General features: G+C 60.1%; 19 protein-coding genes. 12 read left to right on the top strand and 7 right to left on the bottom strand.

All coding sequences use genetic code 11. From position 1 onward, the window contains the following. The first annotated feature begins 46 nt into the window (after positions 1-46). The 7 genes from CFE35_RS17620 to CFE35_RS17590 all read left to right on the top strand — a co-directional run bounded on the left by CFE35_RS17620 (position 47) and on the right by CFE35_RS17590 (position 6,827). Positions 47-220, top strand: a complete 174-nt coding sequence (locus CFE35_RS17620) for a helix-turn-helix domain-containing protein (RefSeq protein WP_292932574.1) — start codon at positions 47-49, stop codon at positions 218-220. A gap of 14 nt (positions 221-234) precedes the next feature. Next, positions 235-936 carry a hypothetical protein gene (locus CFE35_RS17615; RefSeq protein WP_292932573.1) on the top strand — a complete coding sequence of 234 codons (702 nt, stop codon included), beginning with the start codon at positions 235-237 and terminating at the stop codon, positions 934-936. A gap of 207 nt (positions 937-1,143) precedes the next feature. After that, positions 1,144-1,515 carry a hypothetical protein gene (locus CFE35_RS17610; protein WP_102156544.1) on the top strand — a complete coding sequence of 124 codons (372 nt, stop codon included), beginning with the start codon at positions 1,144-1,146 and terminating at the stop codon, positions 1,513-1,515. After that, positions 1,512-3,344, top strand: a complete 1,833-nt coding sequence (locus CFE35_RS17605; RefSeq protein WP_366557156.1) for a type IV secretion system DNA-binding domain-containing protein — start codon at positions 1,512-1,514, stop codon at positions 3,342-3,344. Before CFE35_RS17610 ends, CFE35_RS17605 begins: the two co-directional genes overlap by 4 nt. Next, positions 3,344-6,109 carry a MobF family relaxase gene (mobF, locus tag CFE35_RS17600; RefSeq protein WP_292932567.1) on the top strand — a complete coding sequence of 922 codons (2,766 nt, stop codon included), beginning with the start codon at positions 3,344-3,346 and terminating at the stop codon, positions 6,107-6,109. Before CFE35_RS17605 ends, mobF begins: the two co-directional genes overlap by 1 nt. Before the next feature lie 73 nt (positions 6,110-6,182). Beyond that, the gene (locus tag CFE35_RS17595; RefSeq protein ID WP_292932565.1) at positions 6,183-6,488 is read left to right on the top strand and encodes a type II toxin-antitoxin system RelE/ParE family toxin; all 306 of its coding nucleotides are present in this window, start codon (positions 6,183-6,185) and stop codon (positions 6,486-6,488) included. Positions 6,489-6,497: 9 nt separating this feature from the next. Then, the gene (locus CFE35_RS17590; protein WP_292932563.1) at positions 6,498-6,827 is read left to right on the top strand and encodes a HigA family addiction module antitoxin; all 330 of its coding nucleotides are present in this window, start codon (positions 6,498-6,500) and stop codon (positions 6,825-6,827) included. A gap of 39 nt (positions 6,828-6,866) precedes the next feature. On the opposite strand, the gene CFE35_RS17585 is transcribed toward CFE35_RS17590, so the two are convergent. From CFE35_RS17585 to CFE35_RS17560, 6 genes are all read right to left on the bottom strand, one after another. After that, positions 6,867-8,405: a hypothetical protein gene (locus CFE35_RS17585; protein WP_292932561.1), complete on the bottom strand. Its 1,539-nt coding sequence runs from the start codon at positions 8,403-8,405 to the stop codon at positions 6,867-6,869. Then, positions 8,402-9,430, bottom strand: coding sequence for an ImmA/IrrE family metallo-endopeptidase (locus tag CFE35_RS17580; RefSeq protein WP_292932559.1), 1,029 nt, complete (start codon positions 9,428-9,430; stop codon positions 8,402-8,404). Before CFE35_RS17580 ends, CFE35_RS17585 begins: the two co-directional genes overlap by 4 nt. Next, positions 9,430-13,473, bottom strand: a complete 4,044-nt coding sequence (locus CFE35_RS17575) for a TaqI-like C-terminal specificity domain-containing protein (RefSeq protein ID WP_292932557.1) — start codon at positions 13,471-13,473, stop codon at positions 9,430-9,432. The genes CFE35_RS17580 and CFE35_RS17575 overlap by 1 nt, the downstream gene beginning before the upstream one ends. After that, positions 13,470-16,754, bottom strand: a complete 3,285-nt coding sequence (locus CFE35_RS17570) for a helicase-related protein (protein ID WP_292932555.1) — start codon at positions 16,752-16,754, stop codon at positions 13,470-13,472. The genes CFE35_RS17575 and CFE35_RS17570 overlap by 4 nt, the downstream gene beginning before the upstream one ends. A gap of 142 nt (positions 16,755-16,896) precedes the next feature. Then, complete coding sequence (locus CFE35_RS17565) at positions 16,897-18,141, bottom strand: type II toxin-antitoxin system HipA family toxin (RefSeq protein ID WP_292932553.1); 1,245 nt, start codon at positions 18,139-18,141, stop codon at positions 16,897-16,899. Then, positions 18,138-18,350: a type II toxin-antitoxin system Y4mF family antitoxin gene (locus tag CFE35_RS17560; protein WP_292932551.1), complete on the bottom strand. Its 213-nt coding sequence runs from the start codon at positions 18,348-18,350 to the stop codon at positions 18,138-18,140. Before CFE35_RS17560 ends, CFE35_RS17565 begins: the two co-directional genes overlap by 4 nt. A gap of 350 nt (positions 18,351-18,700) precedes the next feature. Here CFE35_RS17560 and CFE35_RS17555 point away from each other — a divergent pair, with 350 nt between their 5' ends. The 4 genes from CFE35_RS17555 to CFE35_RS17540 all read left to right on the top strand — a co-directional run bounded on the left by CFE35_RS17555 (position 18,701) and on the right by CFE35_RS17540 (position 23,429). Next, the gene (locus CFE35_RS17555) at positions 18,701-19,603 is read left to right on the top strand and encodes a zincin-like metallopeptidase domain-containing protein (protein WP_292932549.1); all 903 of its coding nucleotides are present in this window, start codon (positions 18,701-18,703) and stop codon (positions 19,601-19,603) included. 450 nt (positions 19,604-20,053) lie between these two features. After that, positions 20,054-22,120: a Tad domain-containing protein gene (locus CFE35_RS17550; protein ID WP_292932547.1), complete on the top strand. Its 2,067-nt coding sequence runs from the start codon at positions 20,054-20,056 to the stop codon at positions 22,118-22,120. Next, positions 22,120-22,740 (top strand): TadE family protein, encoded by a 621-nt coding sequence (locus CFE35_RS17545; RefSeq protein ID WP_292932545.1) that lies wholly within the window; start codon positions 22,120-22,122, stop codon positions 22,738-22,740. Before CFE35_RS17550 ends, CFE35_RS17545 begins: the two co-directional genes overlap by 1 nt. Further along, a complete protein-coding gene (locus CFE35_RS17540; RefSeq protein WP_292932543.1) occupies positions 22,731-23,429 on the top strand; it encodes a hypothetical protein in 699 nt (232 codons plus the stop codon). Before CFE35_RS17545 ends, CFE35_RS17540 begins: the two co-directional genes overlap by 10 nt. Here the strand turns inward: CFE35_RS17540 and CFE35_RS17535 are convergent. Beyond that, positions 23,426-23,959 (bottom strand): hypothetical protein, encoded by a 534-nt coding sequence (locus CFE35_RS17535; RefSeq protein ID WP_292932541.1) that lies wholly within the window; start codon positions 23,957-23,959, stop codon positions 23,426-23,428. The two genes, CFE35_RS17540 and CFE35_RS17535, sit on opposite strands and share 4 nt — an antisense overlap. A 143-nt stretch (positions 23,960-24,102) precedes the next feature. Between CFE35_RS17535 and CFE35_RS17530 the strand changes: the two genes are divergently transcribed. After that, the gene (locus CFE35_RS17530; protein ID WP_292932539.1) at positions 24,103-25,248 is read left to right on the top strand and encodes an aminotransferase class I/II-fold pyridoxal phosphate-dependent enzyme; all 1,146 of its coding nucleotides are present in this window, start codon (positions 24,103-24,105) and stop codon (positions 25,246-25,248) included. The last annotated feature ends 51 nt before the right edge of the window (positions 25,249-25,299 follow it).

Here is a 25,299-nt window from a genome sequence, read left to right as displayed (position 1 = left end):
AACCTGACATGTCTCTCGCCGCGAGTCGGCATTCAAGGAGACGCACATGGAACTACTGGCAATCTCTATCAACGACACCGCCAAGGCTCTCGGCATCGGGCGGTCGTCGGTTTACTCGCTGCTCAAATCGGGCAGGCTTGACGCGATCAAGATTGGCAGGCGGACCCTGCTGACCACCGAATCCATCATGCGATTATCGCAGACCCGAGCCGACATCTGAGCCGCAAGCGTTCGGTGATCACGGCCCTGTTATCGGTTGGGTCACCCCGCGCCTGCGTTTTCCTCACCATCAAAAACACCCGCAATCGTGATTCCACGAAAGGATGCCCCATGTCCATTTTCCAGCGCGCCATGGACCGGCTTGCCGATTTCATCTGGACTGGCCGCAAGGTCAATCTGCGCTTCACCGCCGAATATCGCACCGCCTGCTATGCGATACCGATCATCAACAAGTTGCTCGCTGAGGGCGAGGACGGTGACACATACCGCACCGCGCTAATCCCGTGGCATGAAGCCGAACGACCGCCCATTGCTTCTTATCAGGGCGACACCTCTCGTTGCCGGATTGACGGGCCGTGGCAGATCGCAGGCCGTGACTGGCTCCCACTTGGCGGTTTGATCCTGTCACCCGGCGTTACCGCCCATCTCGATCCGTTCGAGGCTCAGGCGCTGCGCGAGAAGATGCAGCAGGCGATAGAAGACGTCATTCGGGCATGGGTGCGCGATCATGATCTAACCGCCTTGCCGCCCGTCCCAGAGCATTTCGACCGGCGCAGCGCCGACCGGAAAGCCAAAGCGTTGATCGCCGTTCGGACATCTGGCGAGCAGATTTCCGCATCAGGCACTACCGCCACCGATGATAGCCAAGATTGCTGTCCCGGCGAACTGACCGACGCCCCCTGCGACACTTGCCGGAAAGGGCCGGACCATGGCTGACCTGACAATCTCAAAGGCAAGGTTGAGGGGCTGCGATGCTACGCATCGAGCCAGCAATTCAGATACACACCTCACGCACGGGTGCATGGCGCAATTCCGCCAGTTTTCGAGGGCGCGCCGAGGGTGCGCGGCAACGGCCAATCTCCAGAACCGCGCGCTTGCTGCGTTTTTCGAGGGTGCGCTGCGCACCCTCAGGGAGGTGGCGGCATGAGACCCGTCCATCATTCTGTCCGCCTGCCCATTGCAGTGGACAAAGCGCTTCGGACGCTGGCCGAGAGGCAAAAGATCAGCGTTTACGCGATGCTTCAGCGCAGTGTGAAAGCCGGAATTGCTGCGCAGATAAACCCTCCAACACGCGACACCAGCAATCAGGAAATGCTCGCCGAACTGGCATCGGTCAGCACCCGCATGGTCGATGTCGAGCGGATGCTTGACCGCGCACTGTTCACCGCCTGCGCAGCTTATTGTTATGCGCGCCATGCGGCGTTGGGTGCGCGAACGTCTGATGAGGCCGTCACCGCCGAGATCAACGCAGCCTATGACCGCCAGCGGCGGCGCGCGCAGGAGGGCCGGGAATGAACCAGTCTCACGACCGGCGCGCCCATGCTGATGCCCTACGCCGCCACAACCGAAACAATCAGGCCGCGCGCTTCCGGCGGCAGGCCAATATCATGTTGGCGTCCATCGCAATGGGCGCAGTCGCAACACCTTATGTGCTTTTGGACCAGCAGACGATGCAGACAGCGGGAACATTCGCTGTCGCCAAGGCAAAGTTGTGGTTTGCCCAAGGAACGGTTGTCGATCCGGCTTTGACGATCAGCCTGGACGGACAAGCCTACGCCGTTCCAGCCCGCGCAGTTGCCGCGCACCCCTATTACGGCAGCGCTGCGCATAGCGTATGGGCCTACGGGATATTCGGCAGTTCGCTGGGCTTTGCCGGATGGCTGGCGTGGCTGTTGCTGTTGCGCGGAGCCATCGCCCAGCGACGCGACCGCGCTTTGCAAGACCGGGTGATTGCCGGAACTTTGGTGACGACCGAGGCGGCGCTGGCAAAGCTGACCTATACTGAAGCCGACCCCCGAGCGCTCACCATCGGCACGGTCCCCCTACCCCGCAGGCTGGAAACCCGGCACATGGCTATGATCGGCACGACCGGCAGCGGCAAGACCACCGCCTTGCGCCAAATGCTCGACGGCATCGAAGCGCGCGGCGAAGCTGCCTTGGTCTACGACACGAGCGGCGAGTTCGTTGCACATTACTACCGGCCCGAGCGCGGCGACGTGATCTTGAACCCGTTCGACGCCCGGTGCGCATATTGGTCGCCCTTTGCCGAGATTGCCCACCCCGCCGACGCCGACCGCATCGCCCGCCAGCTTATCACCGAGACCGGGCAAGATGACAGCGACGCGTGGCTGGACACCAGCCGCATTTTGGTCGCCAACATGATCAGGGCGCTCTGGCGCGAAGGCAACGCCACCTTGCCCGCTTTGCTCCACGCCTTGCAGGACCGGACCAAGGACGACCTGAAAACATGGCTGGCGGGCAGTTCTTCGGCGCGCACCTTTGCCGACGACGCCGACCGGGCCACGGCCAGCGTGCTGTTCATGCTCGCCAAGGCCGCTGACCTTGTCCAGTTTTTGCGGGTTGATGGCAGCGGAGGCACGCCCTTCGCTTTCCGGGATTTCATCCACGGGCTGGACAAGCGGAAGGGCGCAAAGCCTTGGATATTCGTGCCCCGTAAGGAGGATTATTTCGAAGCATCCAAGCCTTTGCTCGCCTGTTGGCTGGAGTGCGCGGCCAGCGCAGTGCTGGGCCTTCCCCCATCAGCCGACCGGCGCATCTGGTTTGTGCTCGACGAGCTGGCTGACTTGCCGCGCGTCGATAATCTGGCGCGATTGCTCCCCGAAGGCCGCAAGTTTGGCGCGGCGGTGATTCTGACGTTTCAGGCGCTGGGCCAGATGCAGCACCGCTACGGCCCGAAGATCGCCGGAGCCATGCTCGGTTGCTGCAACACCAAGCTGTTCCTGCAAACCATCGACAGCGAAACCCGTGTCTGGGCCAGCCAGACCATTGGCGAATGCGAGGTCGAAATCCAGACTATGACCGACGCGCTGGCCGACGACGATGACAAGCCCCGCACCACGCTTGGCAAGATACGCAAAATGCGGCCCGCCGTTCTCGAAAGCGAACTGCGGCTGCCCAAGTTCGAGGGTTATCTGCTGCTGCCCGATGGCTTGCCGGTGGCCCGGATCAGCCTCACCGCTGATCATATCGCACGCCATGGCCCAGCCCGTCAGCTGGGATTTGTGTCCGGCGATATTGGGGCCACCCATTGGCAACCGCCATCGACCACCACGCCAACAGCTTCACCACCGACAAAGCCTAGCGGCAGCAAGGGGCCAGTCTGATGGTCGCATCTGTGTCCGCGCTGACCAGTTCGGGTCAGGCCGCCAGCTACTATGAATCCGCTGGCGAGTATTATGCCAACGGCGGCGAGTCCCCATCAGAATGGCAGGGCAAAGGCGCAGAAGCGCTGGGTCTGTCAGGCGATGTGGACCGGGACAAGTTTCGCGACTTGCTGGACGGCAAGGTTGCCGATCAGCAGTTGGGCACGACCCGCGACAGCAAATTGGAGCATCGTCCCGGTTGGGACGTGACTTTTAGCGCGCCCAAGTCTGTGTCGATCATGGCCGAAGTTGCGGGCGACCGGCGATTGGTCGCGGCACATGGCGCAGCGGTGAAAGCTGCGCTTGCCCATGTCGAGCAGCACATGGCCGCAACCCGCATCCGAGACGGCGGCGCGGTGAACCGTGAGGCTACCGGCAATCTCGTAGTCGCCAGCTTTCAGCACGGCACGAGCCGCGCCCAAGACCCGCAGCTTCACACCCACAATGTCATTCTCAATGCCACCAAGGGCGAGGACGGCACTTGGCGCAGCCTTGAACCGCGCGCGATCTACCAACTGCAAAAGCAGATTGGTGCGATCTACCGGCAGGAGCTGGCCTTGAAGGTCCGAGAACTGGGCTATGAGATCGTGGTGGGCAAAGGTTCCATGTTCGAGATCAAGGGTGTTTCCCCTGAGGTCATGGCAGCATTCAGCACCCGCAGCGCCGAGATCGAGGCTGCACTTGGGGAACGCGGCACGTCCCGGGATGATGCGACCGCCGCCGAAAAGCAGGTTGCCGCGCTCGACACCCGGCAAGCCAAAGTTGCCGCCGATCCGGCGGCGCTTGTCGCGGACTGGCTCGATACCGCCAGTGCAGCCGGGTTCGGGCCGGAAGCAAGGCTGGCAATGGTCAAAGCGGCCGAGGCGATTGCAGGCAGGGGCGACCATCGCACCACGATAGAATTGCAAGGTGACAGCGCCGCGAGCCGTGCCGTTGCCCATGCCGCCGACAAGCTGGGCGAACGGCAATCGGTATTTTCCGTTGCCGCCTTGCACGAGGAGGCCGGGCGCGTATGGCTTGGCAAAGTCAGCTATGCCCAGATCGGGGAGGCCATTGCAGCGGCGACAAAGCAGGGCGAACTGATCGACCGCACCCACATCGACCGGCGCGGCGCGGAATTTGCCGGGTTCACCACCCGCGCCAATGTCGAGACCGAGGCCAAATTATTGCGGATCGAGGCGGAAGGGCGCGGCGCTCTATCGGCCATCGCATCGCCGTTGGCCGCAGCCAAGGCTGTAGCCAGTGCATCGGCGCAGGCCGAGCGGAGCGGCCTTGGCTGGAATACCGACCAGCGCACCGCCACGCAGCAGCTCTTGACCAGTCGCAACCGCATCACCGCGTTGCAAGGCTATGCTGGCACGGCCAAGACCACCACCGTTCTGGCAACTTTTGCTAGAGAGGTCGAGGCGCAGGGCATCCCAGTCGTCGCACTCGCTCCGACCGCATCGGCGGCAATGGTCTTAGGCGAGGCGCTTGGCGCGCGCAGCGACACCGTTGCACGGCATCTGTTATCCCCAGAGCGCCCAAGTCAGGGCCAACCCGCTGCATGGATTGTAGACGAGGCGTCGCTGTTATCGGCGCGCGATACGGCCAGACTCTTCGACCTGGCGGAAAAGCAGAACGCCCGCGTCATTCTTGTGGGCGACGTGAAGCAGCTTGGATCGGTCGAGGCAGGCGCTGCCTTTGCGCAGCTGCAAGGCGCAGGCATGGAAACTGCAAAGCTGGGCGAGATCGTGCGGCAGACCAACATGGCAACCAAGGACGCCGTGCTGGCATCCATCGAAGGGGACGCTCGAAAGGCCCTTGCTGCGCTGGACCGGGGCGGCGGCAAGATCATCGAGAATGCCGACCGCTCGACACGCTTTGCTGCCATCGCCGAGCAATATGCCAAGCTGGACAAGGCCAGCCGTGCCAGAACCCTTGTCATTGAGCCATCGCGCGAAGGGCGTGACACGCTGACCGCTGACATTCGGGCTGCGCTTGCCAAATCCGGCGCGTTGACCGGCCCCGTCGTCACCATGCAAAGCCTTGCCAACAAGGGGCTGACCCGAGCCGAGGCTCGCGACCCGATGAGTTACGACAAGGGCGATGTTGTTCGGTTCACCCGCGACTATGCCGACAAGGGCGTTGCACGCGGCGAAGCCTATCGCGTCGAGAGCATTGACCCGGCGAAAGCCGCCATCACCCTCAAATCAGATGACGGGCGCGAGGTGGATTGGCGCTTGCGGCAATGGGGCGCGGGAAGCAGCCAGACATTCGCGCAGCAATCGCTCGAACTCAAAACCGGCGACAGCATCCGGTTCACCCGCAACGACCGCGAGGCAGGGCGGATCAACGGTGCGCGCGGCGAAGTGACCGCGATTGATGTGCAGGCCCGCACGGCGGAGGTTCGCAACCCGCGCGGCCAGACCCAGACCTTGAACCTTGATGCTGCCCGCGACCAGCACATAGCCCATGCCTATGTCGAAACCGCCTTTGCCGCCCAAGGCCGCACCGCCGATCATGTCATGATCCATGCCGATAGCAAGGCGACCAACCTGATCGACCAGAAGTCATTCTACGTCGGCATATCCCGCGCCAAGGAGACGGTTGCGATCTTCACCAATGACAGGTCAAAGCTGGTGTCCGCCATCAGCGAACGGGCCGGACTGGTGCAAACAGCCATACCGCAGGCGGCTATGCAAACGCCAACAGCGAGGAAGGTTATGGAGGCCGGGTTAGGTTAATCCGGCATGTCGGGTCACCGCAGACCGTATGGCGTCACTTGACACCGTACGAATTGTCGGAGTAGGAACGTCCATGAAGATCAGAAACGTGGTCCACAAGGGATTGCGGCGATTCATCGAAGTTGACGATGAAAGCGGCCTTCAACCCGCCGTTGTCGCCAAGGTCCGGCGTATCGTATCCTTCCTCCAAGATATGGAACGAGAGGACGAATTGCGCACCGTGCCAAGTTGGAAGGCTCATATGCTGACCGGCGACCGCAAGGGCCAGAATGTTTGGGAGATTGGGAGCCTGTTCGTCACCAAGAATTGGCGGATGACGTTTCGGATCGACCGTGACGAGATCGAAATCATCGACCTCGACTATGAAGATTACCACTAGGAGGTGGGCATGAGTGCGATTGCAGGCATCCGCTTGAGGAACCCGGCCCATCCCGGCAGCTTCATCAAGTATGACATCATCGAACCGCTTGGCCTTTCGGTCACGGCGGCGGCAGACGTGCTGGGCGTAACGCGCGCCACGCTATCGACCTTACTCAACGAGCGCGCGCACCTGTCGCCCGAAATGGCACTGCGGCTCGAAAAGGCCTTCGGCGTGTCAATGGACACCCTCATGCGGATGCAGAACAGCTACGACATCGCGCAGACCCGCAAACGCGCAGATGAGATCGAGGTCATGCCGTTCAGGGGTAAGCCGATTGAACCACAGGCAGCGGCCTGATCGACCTCAAGTCATTCTCGCGGGCAGCAATGTCCGCGTCTATCGCTGGCGAAGCGGAAACCGGGACGAGCTGAAAACAGCAGTCACGGATTTCTTCTTGGTCGAACAGGCCGTCACAAGGGCTTTGACGGCAGTGATAGCGGCCTGCACGTCTGCTTTGACAATTGGCTGTGTCGGATTGTGTGACAAGGGATTGAGGATCAGCTTTTTGTGCTGGTTTAGCCCGCCAATCGCCGCCTTGCGACCAGCGTCCGGCGCTGCATGAGCGGCAGCTTTTTTCAGAAGATCGTCGAGCTTTATCTTTTGCGGATCATCCGCATAGGCAAACAGGATGTTGTGATTCCGGCAATAGCGCCGCAGCGCCAATTCGCACGCGGTGCGTGCGTAGTTTGCGGCCGCAGCGGGCTGAGGAGGGTTTTCGTCCAGGAACCTCTTTGCTTGCTTCAGAGTTTCGTCAACGAGGTTTTCGCTCGAATTCCAAACCGATGGACGCAGCAATCCGTCGCCATCGACACTCTCGTAAATCTCGACGCACTTCCAAGGCTTCCCGAGTAACTGCTCCCGCGCCATTTCGAACCAGAAGCGATCATGCGTGAGCAGAATAATCTGCCAGTCCTTAAACTCAGTGGCGATCACTTCTAGCACCGGACGGCGGTGCGAATGATCAAGACTGATGAGCAGGTCATCGAACACCAGCAATCGCAACGCATCATCGGTCGTTGGAACGCAGGCCATCCGACCGGCAAGGTAGATCGCAATGGCAAGCGCGGATTGCCGTCCTTCGTTCAGGAAGCTCTGATGTGCTGGCGGCGTATGATCGCGGAAATTCACATTGGCAGTGAGCGTGACATTCCGGAGCGTCTTACGCTCCGCGTCGTAGTTGACTCCATAAAACGTGAAGCCGACAAGTTCGAGCGCATCTTGCGTCAAAACATCAACCAGCCGCCGGAGAAGCGGCTTTGCCTGCCCTTCAAGCGCCGTGATCGCCTGACCCATGCCATCATTGAATTCGTCCAATGCCGTTTGAAGGACGGCAACAAAATTCTTGGGCCGTCGCTGACCTGAACCACCGGCATATTGCTCGGTACGTGAGAAGGCATTGGTGACGGCCTGCCAGAGTTCGCCCACATTCCTTTTCGCCCCACCGGTCACCGTCGCTTCAAAGTCGGCGATCAAGTGCGCCACAGCAACATGGAACAGTTCGGGTTTGTCATTGGGCGTTGCGCCCGTGTTCATCTCGATGAGCCGCGTGTGGCTAAGGAACGCCGATTTCCGGGCGACATCTTGTATGTCTGCCGTGGGATGTCCCGCCGCCGACCAATGGTACTCGGTCTTATCAGTCAGGGTCACGCGCACGCTGGGTTGAGGGGGATCAGTAAAGACATTGTGCAGCGGCATGATGTCTTGCGCGGAGGATGAAAACAGGCCGCGCAACGCTCGGTAGATTGACGATTTGCCTGAACCGTTTTCGCCGTAGGCCAGCATGTTGCAGCCATCCAGCACTATGTCCGCCGGAGCCAGCGCCGGAAAGGCGCGGAAATCGGAAATCTGGATTCGTTCAATACTCACACCACTCACCGCCCCGCTCCCCCATACCGCAATCCTGCCATGCTCTCGATCCGGCTTGCGGCCCTTTCCACCAAGCTCACGTCCACCTGCGCCGTGCCGCCCTTGGCGACATGGCGCTTGAGGTATTCGGCAGACTTCGTTTCCAGCCCTGCCCGCCGCGCAACCAGCCATGCCACGGCTTCGGCTTCCATTTCGCAGATGTGTTCTTCCAGCCCGCGCCGGTTGGGCCAACCGCTGTGATCGTGATGACCGCCGCATTCGCCAGTGTGGCCGCAAAAGATGTGGCCGAGTTCGTGGGCGATGGTGGCCAGTTGCTGGGCCGGGGTCATCCGGTCATTGACCTTGACGCGCCAGACCGGAATCCAGCGCTCCTTCTTCTTGGTCTTTTGGGAGATGCGCGGCAATTCGCTGGAAACGACAAAGCCGTGTTCCTCGCCCGGCCTGGGCTGGGGCACGGGCAAATCCAGTTGCCCCTGATAGGCGGCGGTTCCGGCCAGATTGAAGCCCATCCGGTCCCGTTCGATATGCACGCGAAACTGCGTGGATTTGAGGCAAGCGTCGGATAGCCGGTCCAGCGCAGCGGCAATATTGGCAGGATGCACCGCGCCGGTTACCGCGAAAGGATCGTTCATGGCCTCCCGGTTGATCGGCGGGCCGGTGTCTTCGATGTCATAGACATGGACCACCGGCGCAAAGGGCATCAGGATGATGATGGGCCGGGCATCGGCCAAAACGTGCCGCCCCGCCGTGCGCCATTCCTTGGCCGAGGCGACGGCGGTGGCCCCCCGGCGCTGGATCTGGATCAGGCGCGCGTTGAACACCGAATGACGGCGGAAGCGCGCGCAGAATTCCATGAATTCGATCAGATCATCGGGCTTTTGCGTTTCCAGCGAAGCATAGAACAAGGCGCTCAATTGATCCGCCACGGGAGGACCGGCTTCGGGCGGCGGCGCGGCTTCCGGTTCGGGAATGGGGGCGGCAGAGGCAGCGGCGGGTTCGCGGACCAGGGGCCAGCGCCACCGCCAGCCCGCCATCAGCCGCGCCCTTCGATGATGCGGATCGCATCTATGCTCTGGAGATCGAACAGCGTGGCATAGAGCCGCGTAGCGGGATCGGCGAGCTGGGCTGACCATGCGTCGGCGGCGGCGGCGAGCGCTTCGCCTTCCAGCCCGGCGAGTTTGTCCAGCCCAGCCTCACGCGCCGCCGCAAAGGGCGAAAGCCCGCGCGCGGCCAGCTCTTCGGGGAAGAAGAGTTCATAGACGAAGGCGTTGAGGAGGGATTCTAGGCGGTTGCAAACGGCGAGTTTTCCCGCTTCGCGACTGCGTGTGATTACAATGCCCATCAACGCCAATGTTGCCTTTTCATCTGGCGACATATCCGGGACAGGCACGGTGAGCATCCTGTCTCTGAGAAAACGAGGACGGCCACCATTAAAAGGATCGCCGTAACTCGAAAACCGCATCCGGTAATAAAAATCCATCGGCTTCGACATCAATACCGCCAAAATTGCCCACGGCTCCTCAGGTATAAAAATGAATGCCGTATTGTTAAGGCAGTATTTTTCCGTGTCAACGAAGGCATGCAATTCAGTTGATGTCTCGTTATAAGCAATTTTCTCTTTATCAAATTCAGACCAGTACGCGCATGAACGCAACTCCCACCAATATTCCCCCTTATCGCCTCTAGCTTTCAATTCTTCGCGCCATTTTGATAAGTGCTGGTGCAGTGTGGGGTATGCTTCCTTGAAAATAGCTTCTGCTGCTGATTCCTTTTTGCCAGACCATGGCCAGCCGCCGCGAACATTAGCTCCTGAAGCAATAGCAATTACGTGCTTCCCAGAATATCTGTGGCCCCATCGCTCTATTTCGCCACCGTCAATCCAAGGCCGAATTAAACCGGCTGCAGAATCATGACCGTCGATGAGTTTTTCTCGTTCAACATCATTGATGAGAAACGCCTTCACGAAACCAGTTTTGATGCCCAGATAGAAACGGTCACCGACAACGTGTTTCAGCTTTGTCGGCATTGATTCCATAGAATCTGCAATTTTTCGATATTCCGTTGACGCGAAGCTCCAGCCATTTGCGTCAAGTTCGCTAGGTTTGATGCTAGGCTCAACGTCGCGCACCATTTGGCCGACCTTAGCAATGTCATCGACGCTCTTAATCGTGAGCGCGCGGAATGGCTCATCCCGCCCTTCAGCATTTACGCCAATGTAAACCGTGCTGTCCACCGCCGCCTTGAAAACCGGCATTTCTCCGAAATCAACAATGACAACAGGCTGGAGGTGCTTGCTGAGCAGTTCCCGGCTTGGCCCTCCATATCCGGCGCGCATATAATTGTTCGAGGTAATGAACGACATGACACCGCCACTGACCAAAAGGTCTTTTACCACTTTAAAAAAATAGGTGAGCAGGTCAGATGAGCCGGAGAAGAATTTCGGGTAGTTACTTTTCAGCGCTAATTTCAGTTTTGGGTCGATTTTTCCAGCACGGACATACGGCGGATTTGCGAGCGCGATGTCGAAATAAGTGTCATTTGCGGACCGTTTGAAGCCGAACATCAACACTGGGTCAAAAAATGGTGCGAAGTTGTTTTGGTCGAATGGCCGCCACTGGGCGACGAGCTTCACCTCGTCACTAGAAAGCGCGCGATCATCCTTAAGCAGTTGCACAAGCTGCTCGATAAGGTCGTCGATCCCTTTTTGGATTTTACGCTTGGCAGCGCCATTGGCGGCTGTGAACAGAGAGGCGAACTCCCCGCGTAGCTTACCGAGGGTAACGTCGATTTGCTTGTCTTGCAGCTCCATCTGCCCCTTGCGGTGCAGCGGGGTCAGCGTGTTGGCGGCAACCAGCTTGGTTTCCAGATTGGGCAGCGGGGTGATGCCGCGATTGGGGCGGGCATCATCGGCCTTCTGCTCCACCGCCAGGCTGATGAAGCAGCGCAGCTTGGCGATCTGCACCGCGATGGGCTGAATATCCACACCGTGAAGGCAGCGTTCGATCAGATAGAGCTTGCGCGTGTAATCGGGATAATGCCCGCTGCCAAACGCGGCATCGAACTTGTCGAGCTCTGCCTGCGCGGTGGCCATGGCTGCCTCACGCTCGTTGGGCGCAAGCACGGCTTCGGCGCGGGAGAGATTGTTTTCGTAATAGGCGCGGTTGCGGGCCTTCCACTTGTCACCACCGGGATCAAGCACGGCCAGCGCATGAACCAGCTTTTGCAGCAGCCCAAGCGGGAACGCACCAGACCCGACCGCCGGATCAATCGCCTTGCAGCTTTCAATCGCCGCGATCAGCGCATCGACCTGGGCGGGGGTGAAATCATGCGTGCGGCTGGCAAAATCGAGCAAAGCGCGCAGGCGGGGTTCCACAAGCGCCTCCCCTTTCGGGGACGTGTTGGGCTGGGGCTTGTTCCCGGTCGCTTCCAGCCCCAGCTCACCCGGAGCGGCCCCGAAATCAAGACCGGGTTCGGCAGGCCGGATGCCGCCTTGTTCGGGCGCGGGCGCGATTTTGGGCATGAGATAGGCCAGCAGCGCCTCATCCACCATGAATTCCACCACTTCGCGCGGCGTATAAAAGCTGCCCGATTTGTTGCGCGCGGTGGTCTTGGTATCCTCGTTGTAGGAGGCGAGCAGGTTTTCAAACACCTTGCCGAGCAGTTCGGGATCGAGCGCGGCTTCCTCTTCCAGCGGGGTGTTTTCCTCGATGGTGAACTTGTAGCGTTCGAACAGGTCGATCAGGCCTGAGACGTTGCGCGGGCGCACGGCCTTTTCGTAATATCTCGAGAGATCGACGGCATCCTCGCCGCCGTAGAAAATCCGGTTTTGCAGTTTGGGCTGCTTGTCGGGCTGATCGGAGAAGCCATCGACGCGCAGGATCAGGCGCTGGCGTTCCTTTTCCGCGCGGGCCTTGCGTTCATCCTCAGGACTGGTGATTTCGGTATCAAGGCATTCGAACAGGCCGCCATTAAGGAACGGCACCTGATTGAACAGCGCTTCCGCCGCGTCCTTGTCCGCAAACTTGGCCTCGTGCCGGAAGACGTGGTGGCCGAGGTAATCCTTCGATTGGCCATCCTCCTCCTTGCGCCAGCGCCGCTGATCCATTTCAGTGTTCAGCGTGGCAAAGAACAGGTTTTGCAGCACGGCCAGATAAAAATCATGGCCCGCCGGCGTGGATTGCGGCGGGGCCTTGAGCAGCTTGCCAAGGGTGTCGGCACTGAACAGATCAAGCGGGACCAGCCCCTTTTCCTTGATGAACCACACGAACATCAGCCGCGTGAGCAGCCGGATCAGGCCAACTTCCTTGCCGCCATCATCGGCAGGCTGGCCCTTGGGAAAGGTGACCAGTTCTTTCTTGGTGCTGGCCCAGGCGAACCAGTCCGCCAGCTCGGCATAGAACCGCTTGTTGAGTTCCGCCGCCGAAAGCGTTTCGATCCAGCGATCATAGAGATCGCGGAAATCAGCCGGGGCCTTTTTGCGAGCGATGGCAGCCAGCGAGAGATCAGCCAGAATTTCCACATGGGCGCGGTGCGGCTTGGCCAGATCAATATCCTTGACCAGCGAAATCCGCCCACCCACGACATCGCGCGAGGGATCACGCCGGTTCGCGCGCCGGTCGATCACCGCCAATGTCGCTTTACCCGCATGGCGGAACAGGATGATCGCTGGCATGGCAAAGCCGCGATTGAACTCGCGCACAATGGTGACGAGTTCGCGCCGGGACCATGTGCCATCGTCAAGATCGACGGCAAGGAATACGAAGCTGTCAATCGCGCCGCGCTGGAATGTCGCCCCTGTTTGCGGGGCGGTGTTGCGCGAAAGGGCGGGCAGTTCATCGCCGGTAAGCTGGAACAGGAAATGCACCGCACGGATACGCGGCAGGCTCTCTGCCAGCTTGGCCGGATCGATGTTCAGTTCGGCGATGAACCTGGCAGGGCTGGTATCAATCGCCAACGTCTTGGGGCTGGCATAGCCGATGCTACCGAGCAGCCGCGATACAGTGGTTTCGAGATTGCCAGAGGCAAGCGCGATGGCAGCGTCCCTGAGCTGCGGCAGCGTGTCGGTCGCATGGCTCATGCCGTTTCCCCTTCACCGCGCACGATCAGCCAGGTGATGAGTTCAAAATCCCCTTCGTGGCGCGGCTGTGCGGTTTCATCCGCCAATTTTCCACCACGCCCTGCAGCCAAGGCACCCAGTGCGCGCGTGGCGTAGCTGGCGCGGATCGAGTTTACTGCTGCAATGGCCAGCTTGTCATAGGCTTCCATGTGCTGGCCTTTGCCCGTCTCCGCATCAAACGCCTGGCACAATGCCTCAAACGGTTCACTGCGGCCAAGACACAATGCGCGCATCGCATCGAGGATGGTCTTGGGTGAAGCGAAGCCATGGCGGATCGAGCCGTCATCACGGACATAGACAAGAAAGAAGGGATCAAGACCGCCGACCGCTTTCTCGCTGCCTTTGGCGATGTCGCCGTTTCTTTTGAGGCAGAAAATGACGCCGGGATCGAGCGTGCCGCCTGCGATAGCGACGGGTGCAATCGCGCTGATTCCGATAGGTGCTGTGCGCAGTTCTTCCTCGTTTTCGCGGGCGAACTGGAGAAGATCGGCGCGAAAATCCTCCAGCGAGAATTCAGCGAGCGTTACACCCTCTTGCCCATCTTCCAGATCGAAAACTTCGTCCTTGAGGCGAAGCAATTGCTTGTCGCGCCATTGTAGATCAGCCTCGGCAGCTTCCTTGGCATCGGCAAGGATGTTGTCGTCACCAGTGGCAGACAGATCGACCAGCGCCATGCGAGCTTCTACCCGGCCCTTGAGGTTGATGTAGTGGTTGAGATCGGGCGTCGGCCAGAAATTGACCATTTTGATGCGATCATTGAGGCTGCCGATACGGTCAATCCGCCCGAACCGCTGGATCAAGCGCACCGGGTTCCAGTGAATATCGAAATTGACGAGCAGATCAGCATCCTGAAGGTTTTGCCCTTCGGAAATGCAGTCCGTTGCGATCAGCAGGTCAATTTCCGCATCCTGTTTCAAAGCCTTCATCCCGGCGCGCTTCTTGGCGCGCGGCGCAAAGTTGATCAGAATGTCCTGATAGCGCGCCTTGCCAAACGTCGCCTTGGTGGCACCGCCGCCAGTGACCAGCGCCGCGTTCAGGCCAAGTTCCTTTGCGAACGGCACAAGCTGTTCGTAGAGATATTCCGCAGTGTCCGAAAATGCCGTGAACACGATAACCTTGCGATTGGCCTCACCGGAACGGTTGGTGGTAGGGTTTGTCGCTTTATCGGTCAGGATTTTCTTGAGGTCTGCGAGTTTGGCATCGCGCGGCGGCGTTACTGCGAGCGCGGAAACCCGTAGCGCATCGAGGCGAGCACGATCCGCCTGCAAGGCTTTCGCCCAGTCATCGATTTTCATGTGCGCAAGGTTGAATTTCAGCGCACCACCCACTTCGAACGCTGTTTCCAGTTCTTCGTCCCCATCCGTTTCGTCAGGAAGTTCAGTGTTAGCAAGGGCATGGACATTACCCGCTTGAAATTCGCCAATATCGCGCAGCCGCGCGTCGATACGATCACACAGCCTCGCCATTGACGATGCGAATGAATTTACCGAACTTTCTAGCCGCTTGAGCAAGCCGGTTTTGATGATACCGATCAGGAAGCGTTCGCGGTTGCCCTGATCGAAATTCCCGCCGGGATCATAAAGGTGACGCTTATCGTCGTTCACATAACTGATGGGATTATAGAGAGCTAGCTTCAGGTCGCTGATTTGATCATGCACATGCGCGAATGCCGGAAACTGGCCCTCAACATCGATTTGTGAGAAAATCGATACCGGACGGTCGCGGGTTGGGAAGTGGCCAATGGCGTCCATGGCCGCCGTATAATGCTTCTCCACGTGCTTGCGGGAACGGGCAATGGTGACGCCATCAAGCAGGTTAAAAAGCGCGGGAGGGAGCCGACCGATCAGCGCATCGCGATCCTTGCCACCTGCTTTGATCCAATCCTTGAACTTGCGTCGCGCATCGCCGATTACCCCACCAAGATTGTTGACGCCGAGTTCGGCAAAGGCGTCAGGCTTGCTCGCCAGCATCAAATCGAGCTGGCTTTTCAAATCCGATAGATCGTTGTTCACCGGCGTTGCCGAGAGCATCAGGACTTTGGTTTTGATGCCCGAGCGGATTACTTCGTCGAGTAATTTCTCATACCGTGTTGTGCGCCCCGGCCCGTTTTCGTCAGCCGATTTTCCACGAGATGCTGTCCGAAAATTATGAGATTCGTCAATGACGACGAGGTCATAGTTCCCCCAATTGACAGTCCCCAAATTGATGTCCCCGACCCTACCAGCGGTTCGCGTCAAATCAGTATGTGACAGCACGGTGTAAGAAAATTTGTCCGCCAAAAGCGGGTTCGTCTCGTTATTATTTTGCGCGAGAAACTCGGTCCAATTGTCCCGCAGTTTTTTCGGACACAAAACCAGAACACGCTGGTTTCTAAGCTCAAACCATTTGATTGCGGCAAGCGCGACATAGGTTTTGCCCAGGCCGACGCTATCTGCGAGGATGCATCCATTATGCCGGTCTAGTTTCGAAAGCAGCGCCCGCACACCATCGCGTTGAAACTCAAATAGCATTTGCCAGATTGCGGTTTCGGTAAACCGCGCATCGTTGAGCCGCTCTTCCTCAAGCGTCTGATCCGAAAGGAACTTCCCGAAAAGATGGTAAAGCGTTTTGAAATAGACAAATTCGGGGCTGTTATGCCGATAAAGGCGTTCTAGCTGGCCCAACACTTCGTCGCGCACGTCTTCCGTCAGCGATTCATCCGACCAGATTTCATCAAACCATTTCCGCAAATCGTCGCGATCCCGGTCGCTATCAACGATGAGGTTTAGTTCGATATTTGGTTCGTCGGTGAAGCCCAACCCTTTGAGCGTGAAGTTCGAACTGCCAACCATTGCATGTTCACGGCGTCCATCGTCGACGTGAAACAATTTGCCGTGAAGCAATCCTGCACGCTTCACGGATCGGACTTCCACCCGAGAGCGTATCCAGTCTGCACAACGCGATGCAGCGGAACTTTTGCGCATGCCCTGTGTCAGGGTCAGCCCGTCTTCGTCCAATGAAAATGCCGGAGGGCAGAGGCTATCCGAATCGATGCTATCGAGAAACCTCGGTTCGCCAAACAAAAACCGCAGACCTGCAATTTCATCTAGAGTTTTCGCCATTTGGTCATAGGCAAAGCTCGTGAAATAGGCAGAAACGATAGACAACTTACTGTCGGGTACGGCCTTTGAAGACAAAAATTTATGTGCGGGACCACGAGCACGATTATCTCTGATGCCTGAAAGGGAGTTTCCGTCGCTCATAACAATCCCTGATCTACACCGAACTTACGGCGACATTTAATTTTCAATGAGTCAAAATTGCCCTTTGACAAGTGCGATGTTGTTCGTGGCACCTCTTTGGTTAGTATCCCGAATATCGGCGTTTGGATCGCTCTTCCAACCATTATCGAACCACGCATTCGAGATGAAAAGCGCGTTCGCTGATCATGGACCTTGCCGTTGAGAATTCTGCAGTGCAAAAAGATGGCTCTGAAAGCTCAGCATCAATCGCAGCAATGACTGCCTTGCACAATTGCCCAACGCGTGCCCGTACAAACGGCGCACCAAGCTGAGCATCAGTGGCGAACCGGTCCCAATGGCGCGATTCAATGTCGTTAAGTACACCCTTCCCGCCGATTTTCATCGCCAACTTTGGGGACAGTTCGGCGTAGATAACTGTTGAAAGCAGATCATAAAGCGGGGCGAGCGTGATCGCTCCTTGCTGGTGCAGAAGGCTGAAATTCTTGGCGTGAGCATCGGCATTGCCAATGATCAGGTTGAAGATGGCAGCGTCGAGCAGCCGCAGAATGTCGCGCGGCGGGCGGGTTGCCGCGCGGCGCAGTAGGGCAAAGCAGTCTGGAAAGTTTGGCCCACCCTCACTGGCATATTTGCGGTGCGACGGGACGCCGAGGGCTTGCGCGAAATCCTCCTGATGGAGGCGGATCAAATCGCCCGCTGGACCGATGGCGCGGTCATAGCGCGTGATCAGCAGGAAAGACCGGTCTTGAACGGTGCGCATTTCGACCGGGGCAACATCCAGTCCGACCGCCCGCGCCAGCGACATGCAGAAATATTCGTTTTCCGTGGTGCCCGCGAACCTTGCAATGGGCGGCTTGAGGATGTGGCTGGTTGGCTGTCCCGGCGCTGGCAAGGCGATTTGACCGTCGATCACCAGCACCGGCAGCTTGGATTGTGCGCCTGCCAGTGAAAGCCGCAGCCCGTCTTCGCCCGCCAGCATCGGGCGCAGCGGCAGATGGTCGAGCAGTCGCACGAGATCGTCATCATTGAGCAATTTAGGGGCGGCGGCGCTTGGCGGTGCGGGCATTTCGCCTTCCGGCAGAAGTGTCAGCGCGCCTGCAACTTCACCGCCCAGATATTCGAGCAGCCTGAATTCGTTGTCAGCCGAGACGCCGAGCGCGCGGGCAATCGCGGTCCGCTGGCCTTCCTCTGGTAAGATGCCCCCGAAAAAGGGCTGGCAGGCACGGCGGTTGAACGGTTCGGCCTGTTTGGGCAGAGAGAAGGACAAGGCCGGTGCCGTGGCGTCTGCCAGCCATGCCGCGTCATAGGCGAATTGCGTGTCGCCATCGGGGCCAAGGTAGAGACAGCCGGTGACGCGCCCATCCCACCAGACTTTCAGTCGGTTGCTCATGCGCCGCCCGTAGGCGGCGTTATGGCAATGTCGCAGCCCAAGGTCGTGATGACGCGCAGCACCTTTTCAAGCTGAAGCGTTGGCTTGCCAGCTTCGAGATCGACGATGAAGCGAATGCCAACGCCGCTCACTGCCGCAAGCTCTGCCTGCTTCAGCTTCTGCGCCTTGCGTTCGCGGCGCACGATGAGTCCAAGTGAGGTGCTGTCCATGTTACCGAGCGGGACATTGCAGCCAAAGGCGGCAATTTGCAAGTCTCATTTTACCGAGCGGTAAAACTTGAGGGATTTTCGGCGAATGTATCCGCCATATTCCCGTTCAGGAAACTGCTCTCACCTTTGAGCAGAGCGCCGCCAGCGGCGCACCCTTTCCATGTTTCGAGGAAGAAAGAGGCGCTGCCTCTCTCTCCCAGCAAGGTGCCGCTTTGGGGCCGTGGCTCACTGCGCTGCGCCCGCACCACCCCCGGCACCGGACCTTGCCCCCACTCTCTCCGCCCCTCGCCGGGTCGGCAGGGGTCATGCGCGGCATGACCCGCTGCGCGGATTGGAAGGGAGCAAACACCATGAACAAGCAAGACCCCCATAACCGGATCACCGACCGCATTCTGGCCGAACTGGAACAAGGCACCCGCCCGTGGCTCAAACCGTGGAGTGGCGGCGACATGGCAACCACCGGCAGAGCGCGGCCACTACGCGCCACCGGTCAGCCCTATCGCGGGATCAATGTCCTTTTATTGTGGATCGAAGCGCAGGCGTCTGGCTTTGTCAGTCCCTCGTGGATGACCTACCGGCAGGCGCAGGCATTGGGTGCGCAAGTCCGCAAAGGTGAAAGCGGCGCAGCGATTGTCTATTACGGCGACAGCAACAAGACCGTTCGCGACGAAACCAGCGGCGAAGACAAGGCTCAGTCGTTCCGCTTTCTGAAAACCTACACCGTTTTCAACGTGGCGCAGATCGACGGACTTCCCGAGCGCTTCCTTATCATACCCGAACCAACGCCCGAGGCGGAACGCATCGAGACCGCCGAGGCATTCTTCGCCAGCATTCCCGCAACTGTGAACCATGGCGGCGACAAGGCTTATTACATGCCGTCAGCCGACCGCATCCAGCTTCCGCCTTTCGCAGCTTTCCATGACGCCCAGAGCTACTACGCGACCCGAGGCCATGAAACCTTGCATTGGACCAGCCACAAGAGCCGCCTTGATCGCAGCTTTGGCCGCGAGAAATGGGGCGATGAAGGATACGCCCGCGAAGAACTATGTGCGGAGCTTGGCGCAGCATTCCTTGCCGCAGACCTTGGCATTGCCCTTGAGCCGCGCCCCGATCATGCCAGCTATATCGCGAGTTGGATAAAGGTCCTGCAGAACGACACCCGCGCCATTGTCCAGGCTGCTGCCTATGCCGAGCGCGCCGTAGCATACCTGCACCAACTGGCGCGCACCGAGGACGCGAAAGAGGCAGCATAGCCGCCGATGATCGAGGCCGCCCCGAAAAAGGGCGGCCAGTTCATTTGGCCCGCACCACCACCCCGTGATTTTGCCGCTCCCTTCGGTCGCGGCTTGTGCTATCCTATTGTTTGTCCAGTGTGATTCCAGATTGCAGGATCGCCGAACTGTGGCCTTATTGGGGGCCTTTCTACAACACCCAAATCAATAACAAACTGAAAAAACAGTCCTAAATTGTCAGAATTCGATTCCGGCTCGGGCCTCCATCTTCCTCTCACGCGTTCGGAATTGTCCTTCGTTGGAGCCTGTACGCAGGGGGGACAGGCGCGCCTGAGGGATACGTCTCAAGGCCAATTGGCGCACTTACCATCGCCGCGGCCAGCGCCACTTGCGTAGAGGCACCGAAACAAACTTTTCAGCAAATTTACGATTTGGAAGGCCGTCTGCGCGCATGGACGGAGCTTGGGTATCTTGCGTGCTCATGCCCTGACCATCGCTGGCTGGGCAGCGGTGCGCGGCAAAGTCCATTTGCTGGAGGAATGTTGCCACATGCTGCGCCGGTCGAAAGCCATGGGAGGCACCGTCAGAGCCTCGCTGCGATCGCTGATCGGCAGCTTGCTGCACGATACGGCGGGCAACACGCTGGGCATTGCCCTTGCCACGATCATTCTGCTCGTGAGCCTCGCGGGTAGCGGCACCGATATGGCGCGCGCCTATATGACCAAGACCAGCTTGCAGAACGCCTGCGATGCGGGCGTGCTGGCAGGCCGCAAGGCGATGGCGACGTCTGGCACATACGGCACGGCGGAGACGGCGAAGGCGAACAAGATGTTCAACTTCAACTTCAATCCGAACGCCACCAACGCCGATTCGATCACGTTCAGCACCTCGTCGACAGGCACCGGTGCGGTGAGCGGCACGGCCTCCACCGTCATGCCCACGGCTGTGATGGGCCTGTTCGGGTTCAAGAACATGACGCTGACGGTGGAGTGCAGCGCCGAACTGCAGATGGCGAGCGCCGACGTCATGTTCGTGCTCGATACCACCGGTTCGATGGCGTGGACGCCCCAGAACGTGAACGTCAACAGCGGCCCCGGTTCCAAGATCGTTGGCCTGCGCGCGGCGCTCCGCGATTTCTACAAGACTGTTGCCGCCGCCGTGGTCGACAAGACCAACACGCGCATCCGCTTCGGTTTCGTGCCCTATACCGCAACGGTGAACATGGGTGGCCTCGTCGCTTCGGGGGCGCTGCCGACGAGCTATTTTGCCGATACCCAGTCGTTCCAGACTGCGCTGGCGAAGTTCGATACGCCGGTCTACGTCGGCACGGCGGGCTCTCCGGTTCCGGGCACCGAGACGTATGGTTCGAACATCACGTCAGCCAACTGCACCAACTGGGGCAAGAACACGTGGCCGACCAACATCGGCACGCCGGTGAGCGGCGGCGGCTCGCCCCCCGCAGACACGACCAGCACCAGCTATTCGTGGCGTTCCTGGACGCTGGTCTCCGGCAGCGGCTCCAGCGCGCTCGGCACTTGTGTGCGCAATCGCACGGTGACGACCACGACTTATGTGACCCGCTATCAGTTCACCAACTGGATCTTCCAGGCTGCGACGGTCGATGTGTCGGCGTTCAAGGGCATGGGCACGGTGCCGGTGGTGACGAACATTTCCTCCACCGCGACAGTGCCGACTGCGGGCACTTATGACATGCCTTCGCTGGCCGCGCTCAATGGCACGCCGGGTGTCACCGGGCTGACCACGACCAACACGAAGTGGGATGGTTGCATCGAAGAGCGCCAGACGGTGCAGAACCTTGCCATGAACCCGGTGCCGAGCGGCGCAACCGACCTCGATATCGATTCGGTGCCCACCAACGATGCGACGCGCTGGAAGCTCTATGAAAACGATCTGGTCTGGTATCGCGGCACTGGGCTCGGCCCGCGCACGGCCACGTCCATCCCCTCGGGAGTCGCACGCGAAGGCTCGCAGTGCCCGCCGCGCGCCATGCTGTTCACCGAAGTCGATACGACTGCGCCAACCGTGGTGCCGACCTGGCTGGATACGTACATCAACACCCTGGTGGCCGCAGGCAGCACCTATCACGATCTCGGCATGATCTGGGGCGCGCGCCTCGCAAGCCCGACCGGCATCTTCCAGTCGAACGTCACGGAGGATTCCACCAAGTATCCTTCGGTCAGCCGCCACATCATCTTCATGACGGACGGTGACATGGCGCCGACCATCGACAGCTACAGCGCCTATGGCGAGGAAATGTACGATAACCGCGTCGCGCCTTCGGGCACGAGCAGCACGACCCTGACCAACTATCACAACAACCGCTATCTTGCGGCCTGCACGCGCGCCAAGAACCTTGGCTACACGATCTGGGTGATCGGGTTCGGCACCTCGCTGACGACGCAGATGACCACATGCGCCACGGCGGGACGCGCTTATTACGCGAGCGATACGACCGCGCTCAACAACACCTTCAAGTTCATCGCCGGCCAGGTGGCCGACTTGCGGATCAACAAGTGATGTCTCATCCAGTCCCTCGTCGTTCGTTGTTGCGCCGCCTGCTGCCCCGTCTGCTGGACGATCGGCGCGGGGTGAGCGCGATCGAGTTCGGCATGACCGCGCCGATCCTGTTCCTCGTCGTGTTCGGCACGCTGCAGGTCGCGCAGAGCTACTATGTCAACACCGTGCTCAACGGCGCAGTCAACGCGGCCGCGCGCAAATCCTCGCTGCAAAGCGGGCAGACCAGTGCGACCGCGCTCGACACGCTCGTTTCGACGATGGTCAAGTATGTGATGCCCACCGCGAACGTGACCTTCACGCGCAAGAACTACGCTGAGTTCACGCAAGTCGGCAGGCCGGAGGATTTCACCGATACCAACAAGAACGGTGTCTATGATGCGACCGAATGCTTCGTCGACATGAACGGCAACAGCCTCTGGGATGCCGATATGGGCAAGACCGGCCTTGGCGGCGCAAACGACATCGTGGTCTACACCGTCACCGTTAGCTACAAGCAGTGGTTCGGATTTGCGAAGATGTTCGGCCTGCCCGAATATCAGACCATTCCTTCGACCACGATCCTCAAAAACCAGCCGTTCGCGACCCAGGCGACCCGCACGGGGGTTTCGAAATGCCCATGATCGCGCGCCTTGTCCCCAGCTTGCACACTGCGCCCCGCACTCCGGGGCGGCGGCTGCGGCATCTTCTCGGGCGGATTGCGCGGGACACAGGCGCAACCAGTGCGATCGAGCTTGGCCTTGCCATGCCGTTCCTCATGGGCCTTGCGCTGACAGGGACCGAAGTGGTCAGCCTTGCGCTTATCCACGTGAAGCTCAACCAGCTTGCCATCACTGTGGCGGACAACGCCAGCCGCGCCAAGCAGACTCAGGTCAACGGCGCGCCGCAGTTTCGCGAATACGATGTCAATCAGGTGTTCCGTGCCGCGGCGCTGCAATCCGAGGATCTCGGCATTCCGGTGCGCGGGCGGATCATTCTTTCCAGCCTGCAGGTGAATGGTTCGGGCGGGCAGTGGATTGCCTGGCAGCGCTGCTGGGGCAAGAACACCTGGCCCTCGCGCTATGGCACCCAAGGCACCGGCATCACCGGCACGGCGTTCAAGGGCATGGGCTATACCTCGACCAAGATGACCGCGGACGCCGGCACCGCGATCATGTTTGTCGAGATCGCCTACGACTACAAACCGTTCTTCCTTGGCAGCATCCTGCCGGCGAAGCTGATCCGCAAGGAAGCCGCGCTCTATGTGCGCGACGACCGCGATCTGACACAGATCTACAACCCCTCGCCCACGCAGCCGGTCGCGACCTGCTAGGACGCCTGCGCGGCTTCAGGTTCGGCTGAGGGTGCGGGGACGAACTTGCTGATCAGCCAGACGATGGCGGCAAACCAGATCGCCCCCAGCACGACGGCGAGGAGTACCTGCCGGAAATCCTCTCCGGCCTGAATCACCGGTGCGTTGAACACGGTGATGAACAGCATCGTGCTCTGGTTGCAGACCAGCGCCGCCCGCCCCGCGACGACAAAGAATAACGCGCCGATCATCAGCACGAGCGCCAGCACGATGAGCGCCGGACTGCCCGTCGCCGTGCCGGTTTGCAGCAGGAAGCTCATGCCCGCGCCGGTCAGCGCACCGATCAGCGCGCCGGGCAGGGCCTTCAGCGAAAGCTCGTGCAGCGCCGACCACGCCCACAGCAGCAGGAAGCCGGCATAGAGCGGCGTGACATGGAGCCAGGCTCCGAGTGCCACGAACCCGGCAACCACGAGGATCACCCCCAATGTCACAATGGCGGCCTGCCCCAGAGGCAGTTGTTTCGGCGCAGCAGCGCCTGCAGTTGTCGACATGATCACACTCTCCCGCCGCGTCCGGTGCGGATCGTGCCGCCCGGATCACCGGGCAAAGTTCGCGCGGGGCAGATGTCCTGTCAACCACGGCGTCACATTCAGGCCCTTTGCGCCGCTTCCTGCGCGGTGCTAATCGGCCCGGCATGATCCCGCAGCTTGACCCGTTTCACGCCATCACCATCTCAGCGATAGCCCAGCGGCTCATGGCGGAGGGGCGCTCTGTCATCCGCATGGAATATGGCCAGCCTTCCACCGGCGCTCCGGCCGCGGCGCTCGCCCGCGCGCGGGCCGTGCTGGACGAGGAGGACAAGGGCTACTGGGAAAGCACGCAGCTGCTGGAGCGGCTGGCGCGCCATGTCGAGGAGACCACCGGCGTCGCCATCTCGCCCGACCAGATCGTGCTGACGTGCGGCGCTTCGCCTGCGCTGGTCATCGCCTTGTCGTTGCGCTTTGCACCGGGCGCCCGGGTCGCGGTGGCGCGGCCGGGCTATGTCGCCTATCGCAATACCCTGCGGGCGCTGTCGATCGAACCGGTCGAACTGCCATGCGGGCCAGACGTCGGCTATCAGATCACTGCTGCCGCGCTGGCCGCGCTCGATCCCGCGCCCGATGGCGTGATCATCGCCAGCCCCGCCAATCCCACGGGCACCGTGATCGCGCCGGATGAAATGGCCGCGATTGCGAGGGTCTGCCGCGCGCGGGGCATTCGCATCGTTTCGGATGAGATCTATCAGGGCATCACCTATGGCGCGCCCGCCAGCTCGATGCTGCCGTTCGATCCGCAGGCCATCGTGGTCAACAGTTTCTCCAAGTATTTCAGCATGCCGGGCTGGCGGCTGGGCTGGCTGGTCGTGCCGGAGGAACTGATCGATCAGGCCCGCGCGCGGATGGGCAACCTGTTCCTCACCCCGCCTTCGCTCAGCCAGCATGCCGGGCTCGCCGCGCTTGATTGCGCGGAGGAGCTCGATGGCCATGTGCGGACTTATGCGCGCAACCGCGATCTGCTGCTGGCGGCGCTCCCGGCGATGGGTTTGGCCCGCATCGCGCCGCCCGATGGCGCGTTCTATGTCTATGCCGATGTTGGCCATCTGACACAGGATTCGATGGCCTTCTGCATCAGGCTGCTGGAGGAAACCGGCGTGGCTACCGCGCCAGGGATCGATTTCGATCCGGTCGACGGGCACCGCTTCGTGCGCTTCAGCTTTGCGGTTTCAACCCCGCTGGTGGAAGAAGCCATCGCGCGCATGGTCCCGTGGTTTCAGGCCCAGGGAGAATTGGCGCAGGGCTGAAACGAAAAAGGGGGCAGCCCGCAGGCCGCCCCCCTCCGCATTCCGGATCAA

It is taken from the genome of Novosphingobium sp. PASSN1, from assembly GCF_002278815.1.
The sequence above is the reverse complement of the archived record's forward strand: the minus strand, read 5'-3'. Positions and strand labels throughout refer to the sequence as shown.

What these genes read in the sequence shown, in the direction of transcription:
- CFE35_RS17540 (WP_292932543.1), top strand. Translation starts at nt 22,731, where the DNA reads ATGCCCATGATCGCGCGCCTTGTCCCCAGCTTGCACACTGCGCCCCGC.
- CFE35_RS17610 (WP_102156544.1), top strand. Translation starts at nt 1,144, where the DNA reads ATGAGACCCGTCCATCATTCTGTCCGCCTGCCCATTGCAGTGGACAAA.
- CFE35_RS17560 (WP_292932551.1), bottom strand. Translation starts at nt 18,350, where the DNA reads ATGGACAGCACCTCACTTGGACTCATCGTGCGCCGCGAACGCAAGGCG.
- CFE35_RS17590 (WP_292932563.1), top strand. Translation starts at nt 6,498, where the DNA reads ATGAGTGCGATTGCAGGCATCCGCTTGAGGAACCCGGCCCATCCCGGC.
- CFE35_RS17535 (WP_292932541.1), bottom strand. Translation starts at nt 23,959, where the DNA reads ATGTCGACAACTGCAGGCGCTGCTGCGCCGAAACAACTGCCTCTGGGG.
- CFE35_RS17620 (WP_292932574.1), top strand. Translation starts at nt 47, where the DNA reads ATGGAACTACTGGCAATCTCTATCAACGACACCGCCAAGGCTCTCGGC.
- CFE35_RS17575 (WP_292932557.1), bottom strand. Translation starts at nt 13,473, where the DNA reads ATGAGCCATGCGACCGACACGCTGCCGCAGCTCAGGGACGCTGCCATC.
- CFE35_RS17605 (WP_366557156.1), top strand. Translation starts at nt 1,512, where the DNA reads ATGAACCAGTCTCACGACCGGCGCGCCCATGCTGATGCCCTACGCCGC.
- CFE35_RS17565 (WP_292932553.1), bottom strand. Translation starts at nt 18,141, where the DNA reads ATGAGCAACCGACTGAAAGTCTGGTGGGATGGGCGCGTCACCGGCTGT.
- CFE35_RS17595 (WP_292932565.1), top strand. Translation starts at nt 6,183, where the DNA reads ATGAAGATCAGAAACGTGGTCCACAAGGGATTGCGGCGATTCATCGAA.
- CFE35_RS17545 (WP_292932545.1), top strand. Translation starts at nt 22,120, where the DNA reads ATGTCTCATCCAGTCCCTCGTCGTTCGTTGTTGCGCCGCCTGCTGCCC.
- CFE35_RS17555 (WP_292932549.1), top strand. Translation starts at nt 18,701, where the DNA reads ATGAACAAGCAAGACCCCCATAACCGGATCACCGACCGCATTCTGGCC.
- CFE35_RS17530 (WP_292932539.1), top strand. Translation starts at nt 24,103, where the DNA reads ATGATCCCGCAGCTTGACCCGTTTCACGCCATCACCATCTCAGCGATA.
- CFE35_RS17580 (WP_292932559.1), bottom strand. Translation starts at nt 9,430, where the DNA reads ATGGCGGGCTGGCGGTGGCGCTGGCCCCTGGTCCGCGAACCCGCCGCT.
- mobF (WP_292932567.1), top strand. Translation starts at nt 3,344, where the DNA reads ATGGTCGCATCTGTGTCCGCGCTGACCAGTTCGGGTCAGGCCGCCAGC.
- CFE35_RS17570 (WP_292932555.1), bottom strand. Translation starts at nt 16,754, where the DNA reads ATGAGCGACGGAAACTCCCTTTCAGGCATCAGAGATAATCGTGCTCGT.